Origin of the sequence: Pseudomonas sp. NPDC087803 (genome assembly GCF_044742995.1) — a bacterium.
Lineage (GTDB): Bacteria > Pseudomonadota > Gammaproteobacteria > Pseudomonadales > Pseudomonadaceae > Aquipseudomonas.
Map to the genome: position 1 here is coordinate 58,366 of NZ_JBIUVO010000021.1, position 6,562 is coordinate 64,927.

Annotated in this window: 7 protein-coding genes, 2 tRNA genes and 1 pseudogene; 8 read left to right on the forward strand and 2 right to left on the reverse strand. The window is 56.7% G+C overall.

Annotated features, from left to right (window positions below):
- Window positions 1-68: 68 nt before the first annotated feature.
- The 3 genes from ACIOUG_RS13910 to ACIOUG_RS13920 all read left to right on the forward strand — a co-directional run bounded on the left by ACIOUG_RS13910 (window position 69) and on the right by ACIOUG_RS13920 (window position 1,243).
- Entirely contained in the window at window positions 69-740 is a 672-nt protein-coding gene (locus ACIOUG_RS13910) for a peptidase C39 family protein (RefSeq protein ID WP_401066354.1), read from the forward strand.
- 89 nt (window positions 741-829) lie between these two features.
- Entirely contained in the window at window positions 830-1,036 is a 207-nt protein-coding gene (locus ACIOUG_RS13915) for a DUF6021 family protein (RefSeq protein ID WP_401066344.1), read from the forward strand.
- A gap of 12 nt (window positions 1,037-1,048) precedes the next feature.
- Window positions 1,049-1,243, forward strand: coding sequence for a hypothetical protein (locus tag ACIOUG_RS13920; protein WP_401066346.1), 195 nt, complete (start codon window positions 1,049-1,051; stop codon window positions 1,241-1,243).
- 141 nt (window positions 1,244-1,384) lie between these two features.
- Here the strand turns inward: ACIOUG_RS13920 and pbpG are convergent, their stop codons facing one another.
- Both pbpG and folD read right to left on the reverse strand, forming a co-directional pair.
- Complete coding sequence (gene pbpG / locus ACIOUG_RS13925; RefSeq protein WP_401066347.1) at window positions 1,385-2,323, reverse strand: D-alanyl-D-alanine endopeptidase; 939 nt, start codon at window positions 2,321-2,323, stop codon at window positions 1,385-1,387.
- A 229-nt stretch (window positions 2,324-2,552) separates the two neighbouring features.
- Window positions 2,553-3,407 carry a bifunctional methylenetetrahydrofolate dehydrogenase/methenyltetrahydrofolate cyclohydrolase FolD gene (gene folD, locus ACIOUG_RS13930; protein WP_003223627.1) on the reverse strand — a complete coding sequence of 285 codons (855 nt, stop codon included), beginning with the start codon at window positions 3,405-3,407 and terminating at the stop codon, window positions 2,553-2,555.
- Window positions 3,408-3,682: 275 nt separating this feature from the next.
- Here folD and ACIOUG_RS13935 point away from each other — a divergent pair.
- The 5 genes and pseudogenes from ACIOUG_RS13935 to ACIOUG_RS13955 form a co-directional block, all read left to right on the forward strand.
- A tRNA-Arg gene (locus ACIOUG_RS13935) sits at window positions 3,683-3,759 on the forward strand.
- A gap of 32 nt (window positions 3,760-3,791) precedes the next feature.
- Window positions 3,792-3,867, forward strand: a tRNA-His gene (locus tag ACIOUG_RS13940).
- 396 nt (window positions 3,868-4,263) lie between these two features.
- On the forward strand, window positions 4,264-5,574 hold the full coding sequence (gene tig, locus ACIOUG_RS13945) for a trigger factor (RefSeq protein WP_401066349.1): 1,311 nt from the start codon (window positions 4,264-4,266) through the stop codon (window positions 5,572-5,574).
- 92 nt (window positions 5,575-5,666) lie between these two features.
- A complete protein-coding gene (clpP, locus tag ACIOUG_RS13950; RefSeq protein ID WP_007951559.1) occupies window positions 5,667-6,302 on the forward strand; it encodes an ATP-dependent Clp endopeptidase proteolytic subunit ClpP in 636 nt (211 codons plus the stop codon).
- 112 nt (window positions 6,303-6,414) lie between these two features.
- Window positions 6,415-6,562, forward strand: a pseudogene (locus ACIOUG_RS13955) (ATP-dependent Clp protease ATP-binding subunit ClpX); the annotation flags it as partial.

A 6,562-nucleotide genomic window follows, 5' to 3' on the forward strand; every position in this document is an offset into this window, starting at 1 on the left:
GCGTGCGCCGCCCTATGATCGCAGGCGTTGCCGGAACACGATGACCGGTGTCTGATCAGAGAGTGACGATGGTGCAGGTATTTTCTCGATTGCGAGGGGCGCTGCTGGTGGCTGGTTGCGCGGCCGTATTGGCGGGGTGTGCGGGCAGTGTGGCGCCGCAGGTCAAGCGCCTGCCGGAGCGGGTCGAACTCAGTGGCACGTTTTATCGCGGTGAAGCCAATCAGAGTGGTCCGCAAGTGCTGGCCAGCCTGTTGTCGCAGCAGGGCATCATGATCACGCCGGGGCTGCTGGAAAAACCGTTGCATCTGCCGGGTGCACAGGATCAGTTGCAGCAGAATCTGCAGAACCTGGCCCGCGACTACGGCATGGTGGTCTACCCGCTGGACAAGAACTTGCCCGCCTTGTTGACCCAGGTCGCGGCCGGTTACCCGGTGATGGTGCGCTTCAGTGAAGGCTCGGCGTTCTGGGCTGAGCCGCGTTACGCGATCCTTTCCGGTTATGACCGACTGAAACAGAAAGTGCTGCTGCGCGCCGGAATGAATCGTCGTGAACTGATGAGCTTCAGTTCCTTTGAATCGGCCTTCGAAAAATCAGGCGGCTGGGCAGTGCTGATCCAGAAACCCTCGCAGATTCCCGCTGAAGTCGATCGTCAGCGCTGGCTGAAGGCGGCGGATGATCTGGCTCAGGCCGGTCAGGAAAACGAAGCGGCGCAAGCCAAAAAGGCTTTGGCCGTACATTAAGGCTCCGTTCGTCATCTGCCGGGCACCCTCACGCCCGGCAGGCCTCTCACTGATAGAGCCCGAATGTGCGGGTGATTCAGGAGGCGAGCATGGCAGATTCCCCATCCCCGAAAGGCCCACACTCAAGCGAGCATTCGTCCGGTCATGATCTGGGTTTCGATCCGGATTCACCGGATCTCGACGATCCGCAGGTTGACCCCGTCGGCCCCGCCAAGGCGCCGAAAGACGTGGAATCCAGCGAAGACAGCAAGCGGCCTGCCAAACCTTATGATCCGTTGGCCGATCTCAAACCTTGAAGTGAGGTGCGTATGAGTACCGATTCCATCTTCGACGATAAAAAACCGGACAGCGTGCCTACCACGCCTGAGGACGACGTGGATCCTGTGCTGGATCCGGACAGCCCGCTGCGGGATCCGTTGGCGCGGCCTAATGTGCTGACCCCGGATCCGAGTGCTGGTGACGGCGTTCCGGACGACGACAAAATGCCGTTACCCAATGATTGAATAACGGCTATTCAACGACTGGCTGAATACCTCTGTGGCGAGGGAGCTTGCTCCCGCTGGACTGCGCAGCAGGCCTTTTCTTATTAAAAAAGAAGGTCCGCTACGCGTCCCAGCGGGAGCAAGCTCCCTCGCCACAGTTTTTTACTTGGACGCCTCGACTACGCCGCTTTGGCGACCCTTGAGGTTTTTCTCGGCCTTGTATTGCTGCGCCACCGCCGGGACGTTGGTGCTGCGGCCGGTTTCCATCCAGCTACGAATACGGCTCGCGTCGGCGAAGTGCGTGTATTTGCCGAACGCATCGAGAATTACCAGGGCCACCGGGCGATTGCTCATCCGTGTCACCAGGACCAGGCAATGTCCCGCCGGGTTGGTGAAGCCGGTTTTAGTGATCTTGATGTCCCAGTCGGCCTTGTTTACCAAGTGGTCGGTGTTGCGGAAGCCCAAGGTGTAATTGGGTTTGCGGAACGCTACGGTTTTTTCCTTGGTGGTGGTCAGCTCGCTGAGGATCGGATGCTTGCTTGCGGCCACCAGCAGTTTGCTCAGGTCGCGGGCCGTGGACACGTTGCGTTCGGACAGGCCGGTCGGCTCGACGTAGTGGGTGTTGGTCATGCCCAGTGCCTTGGCCTTGGCGTTCATCGCTGCGATGAACGCGGCGTAACCGCCGGGATAGTGATGCGCGAGGCTGGCGGCCGCACGGTTCTCCGAGGACATCAGGGCGATCAGCAGCATCTCGCGGCGCGGCAGTTCGCTCTTCAGTTTGACTCGGGAGAACACGCCTTTCATTTCTGGCGTATGGCTGATGTCGACGTCGATCCATTCGTCCATGTTCTGGTGCGCTTCAACCACGACCAGGCCGGTCATCAACTTGCTCACCGAAGCGATCGGCACGATCACATCCGGGTTGCTCGAATAAATGACTTTATTGGTCTGCAAATCCATAAGCAGGGCGCTGCCGGAGGCGATCTTCAGTTGCGAAGCATCGCGCGGCGCGGCGGTGGTTTCAGCGGCGTTGACGGTTGGCGTGACGAATGTGCCTGAAAAAGCAAAAAACAGGCTCAGGATCGAAAGACGAATTTTCACGCGGGCGAACTCATAAAGGTTGGATATTCCGTTAGTTTGTAACGGGTTATTTCTTCAAAGCGTCGCATTCTAGGAGTATGGCTGAAGATCTGTCGATGGTTGTTTGAATGACCTGAAAATCTCGTGAAAAGGCCTGTAAAAAGAGGGGTTTCCGGCGAACGGTTAGTGTTTTTTCTCAGATACGAAAAACCCCGCACAGGGCGGGGTTCTTTTATTGCGGAAAAACGTCTCAGGCGTGCAGGGTTTCTGCCGCGTAGAGGGTGTTTTCCAGCAGGCAGGCACGGGTCATCGGGCCAACGCCGCCCGGTACCGGAGTGATCCAGCCGGCGCGGGGCAGGGCGGTTTCGTACACCACGTCACCGACCAGCTTGCCGTCGTCCTGACGGTTGATCCCGACGTCGATGACGATCGCGCCTTCCTTGATCCACTCACCCTTGACCAGGCCCGGCTTGCCGGCGGCCACCACCACCAGGTCAGCGCGGCCGACGTGGCCGGCCAGATCCTTGGTGAAGCGGTGAGTGACGGTCACGGTGCAACCGGCCAGCAGCAGTTCCATCGCCATCGGGCGACCGACGATGTTGGACGCGCCAACCACCACCGCATCCAGACCATAAAGGTCGACACCGGTGCTTTCCAGCAGGGTCATGATGCCTTTTGGCGTGCACGGACGCAGCAGCGGGATGCGCTGGGCCAGGCGGCCGACGTTATAAGGATGGAAACCATCGACGTCTTTGTCCGGGCGAATGCGCTCCAGCAGTTTGGAGGCGTCCAGGTGCTCGGGCAGCGGCAGCTGCAGCAGCACGCCGTCAATGGCCGGATCGTCGTTGAGGCGATCGATCAGATCGGTCAGCGCTTCTTGAGTGGTTTCGGAAGGCAGGTCGTAGGCTTGAGAGAGGAAGCCGACCTCTTCACAGTCTTTACGCTTGTGCGAGACATAAACCTGAGAGGCAGGATCGCTGCCGACCAGGATCACCGCGAGGCCGGGAGTGCGCAGGCCTTGCTGGCGACGCTCGGCAACTCGTTGGGCGATCTGCTGGCGCAGGCTGGCGGCGATCGATTTGCCGTCGATTAGTTGTGCAGTCATTGCGCGTGATTAACCATCGAGAGGGGAAAAAAAGAGAACGCATTCTCGCATGTCAGGCGGTGAGGGCAAAGGCGCTTGGTCAGCAAATTCCCCTAACTCCTTTAATTAAATGAATTTTTTTCAAAAAAGATTTGACGACCTAAAGGTCGCTCTATACTATTCGTCGCACTTGTCGGGCACAGCCTAGCACTGGTTAAGAAGGTCGAGCGGAATTACGGTTCTGCAAAGCTGGAAAGCACTTAGTTTGTAGTCCTCCAAGGGTACAGATTAACAAGGCGCCCGTAGCTCAGCTGGATAGAGCATCCGCCTTCTAAGCGGATGGTCGCAGGTTCGAGTCCTGCCGGGTGCGCCATTAGGCAGCTTTGGCACAAGTAACGCGATATGGTGGGCGTAGCTCAGTTGGTAGAGCACGGGATTGTGACTCCCGTTGTCGTGGGTTCGATCCCCATCGTCCACCCCATATTTCGAAAGGCGCCAGATTTAACAGTCTGGCGCCTTTTTTGTTTTACGGCGGGTGGTTTTTTACGCAGGGTTTCGGGTCGAAGGGCAGGGCATTCGTCGTGTTCATGGGCTTGAGCCGTTGCGCCGACCACCGGCAATGTTCACAGGATCAGCCGTCAGGGAGATGGCTCGCCGTCTCTTCTATATATAGAAGCGGTTGAAGCAGAGCCCTGGCGTGATGGTCTTTATTCGTCTTCGGGGTGGAGTGCATTGCTGCATTCACACCTATAAATGGCCTGCTGTTTTTTTACCCGTTTCCAGTAGGGTGACTTCTTGAGTTTGACCCACTAGAATGCATGCCCTTGATTCTGGGGTCGGAAACGGCCGGCTAACGTCTGTGCAACGAGGAATATCCATGCAAGTTTCTGTTGAAAATACTACTGCTCTTGAGCGCCGCATGAGCGTCACCGTGCCGGCTGAGCGCATTGAGAGCCAGGTCAACAAGCGTCTGCAGCAGACTGCCCAAAAGGCCAAGATTGCTGGCTTCCGTCCAGGCAAAGTGCCAATGAGCGAAATCAAGCGCCGTTTCGGTGCTGACGCTCGTCAGGAAGCTGTTGGTGATGTCATCCAGTCCTCCTTCTACGAAGCTGTGGTTGAGCAGAAGCTGAACCCTGCCGGTTCGCCTTCGATCGAGCCGAAGTCGCTGGAAGCTGGCAAGGACCTGGAATACGTTGCCGTATTCGAAGTGTTCCCTGAATTCACCGTTGCCGGTTTCGACGGCATCACCGTTGAGCGCCTGAGCGCTGACGTGGCTGACGCTGATCTGGACAAGATGCTGGACATCCTGCGCAAGCAGAACACCCGTTTCGAAGTGGCCGATCGTGCTGCCCAGAACGAAGACCAGCTGAACATCGATTTCGTTGGCAAGGTTGACGGCGAAGTATTCGCTGGCGGCTCGGCCAAAGGCACTCAGCTGGTGCTGGGTTCCGGTCGCATGATTCCAGGCTTCGAAGAAGGCCTGGTTGGCGCTAAAGCGGGCGAAGAGCGCGTTCTGAACCTGACCTTCCCTGAGGACTATCAGAACCTGGACCTGGCTGGCAAAACCGCCGAGTTCACCGTGACTGTAAACACCGTTTCCGAACCAAAACTGCCAGAGCTGAACGAAGAATTCTTCGCTCAATTCGGCATCAAGGAAACCGGTCTGGAAGGCTTCCGCACCGAAGTTCGCAAGAATATGGAGCGTGAACTGCGTCAGGCCATCAAGTCCAAGGTAAAAAATCAGGTCATGGACGGTCTGCTGACCACCAACCCGATCGAAGTGCCTAAGGCGCTGCTGTCCAACGAAGTTGACCGTCTGCGCGTGCAGGCTGTTCAGCAGTTCGGTGGCAACATCAAGCCTGACCAACTGCCGGCCGAGCTGTTCGAAGAGCAAGCCAAGCGCCGCGTAGTGCTGGGTCTGATCGTGGCTGAAGTGGTCAAGCAATTCGACCTGAAGCCTGACGAAGCCCGCGTTCGCGAAATGATCCAGGAAATGGCTTCGGCTTACCAGGAACCTGAGCAGGTCGTGTCCTGGTACTACAAGAACGAGCAGCAACTGAACGAAGTTCGTTCGGTTGTGCTGGAAGAACAAGTTGTGGATACTGTTCTGCAGAAAGCTAGCGTGACCGACAAATCGGTCTCTTACGAAGAAGCTGTCAAGCCGGTAGAAGCTCCAAAAGCCGACTGATTGTTTCTGCGTTAAGAAGTACACACATAAGCCAGCCTTCGAGCTGGCTTATGCGTATTCAAGACATAACTATTTGGGAGTGACTGCAGAGCATGTTCCGTAATTCGTATATTCAGCAGAACTCTGATATCCAGGCCGCCGGCGGCCTGGTCCCGATGGTTGTCGAGCAGTCTGCTCGTGGCGAGCGCGCCTATGACATCTACTCGCGCCTTCTGAAGGAGCGCGTAATTTTTCTGGTGGGTCCTGTAGAGGACTACATGGCCAACCTGATCTGTGCGCAATTGCTGTTCCTTGAAGCGGAAAACCCGGACAAGGACATCCATCTCTATATCAACTCCCCGGGCGGTTCGGTGACAGCGGGCATGTCGATCTACGACACCATGCAGTTCATCAAGCCAAACGTATCGACGACCTGCATTGGTCAGGCGTGCAGCATGGGTGCATTCCTGCTGACGGCCGGTGCACCAGGCAAGCGTTTCTGCCTGCCGAACTCGCGCGTGATGATTCACCAGCCGCTGGGCGGTTTCCAGGGCCAGGCCTCGGATATCGAAATCCATGCCAAGGAAATCCTCTTCATCCGCGAGCGTCTGAACACGCTGATGGCCAAGCACAGCGGTCGTACCCTTGAAGAAATCGAGCGCGATACCAACCGCGACAACTTCATGAGTGCAGAAGCTGCGAAGGAATACGGTCTGATCGACGAAGTCATCAACCAGCGTCCTGCGTAAAATAAGCAGCTCAAAATAAGGTTGGTCGGCAGGTCCGACCACCAGCGGGCTTGAAAAAGCCCGCAATAGCCTTCATCTTGTGTTGCAAGCCTATCGGATTTGGATCGAACGAATGACTGACACCCGCAACGGCGAGGACAACGGCAAGCTGCTCTATTGCTCCTTCTGTGGCAAAAGGGATCATGAATTGAGCATTTTGTTTTCAGGACACTTGTTATTTATATGCTACGATTTAGTTGTCGTTTGCATTGTTATGATTG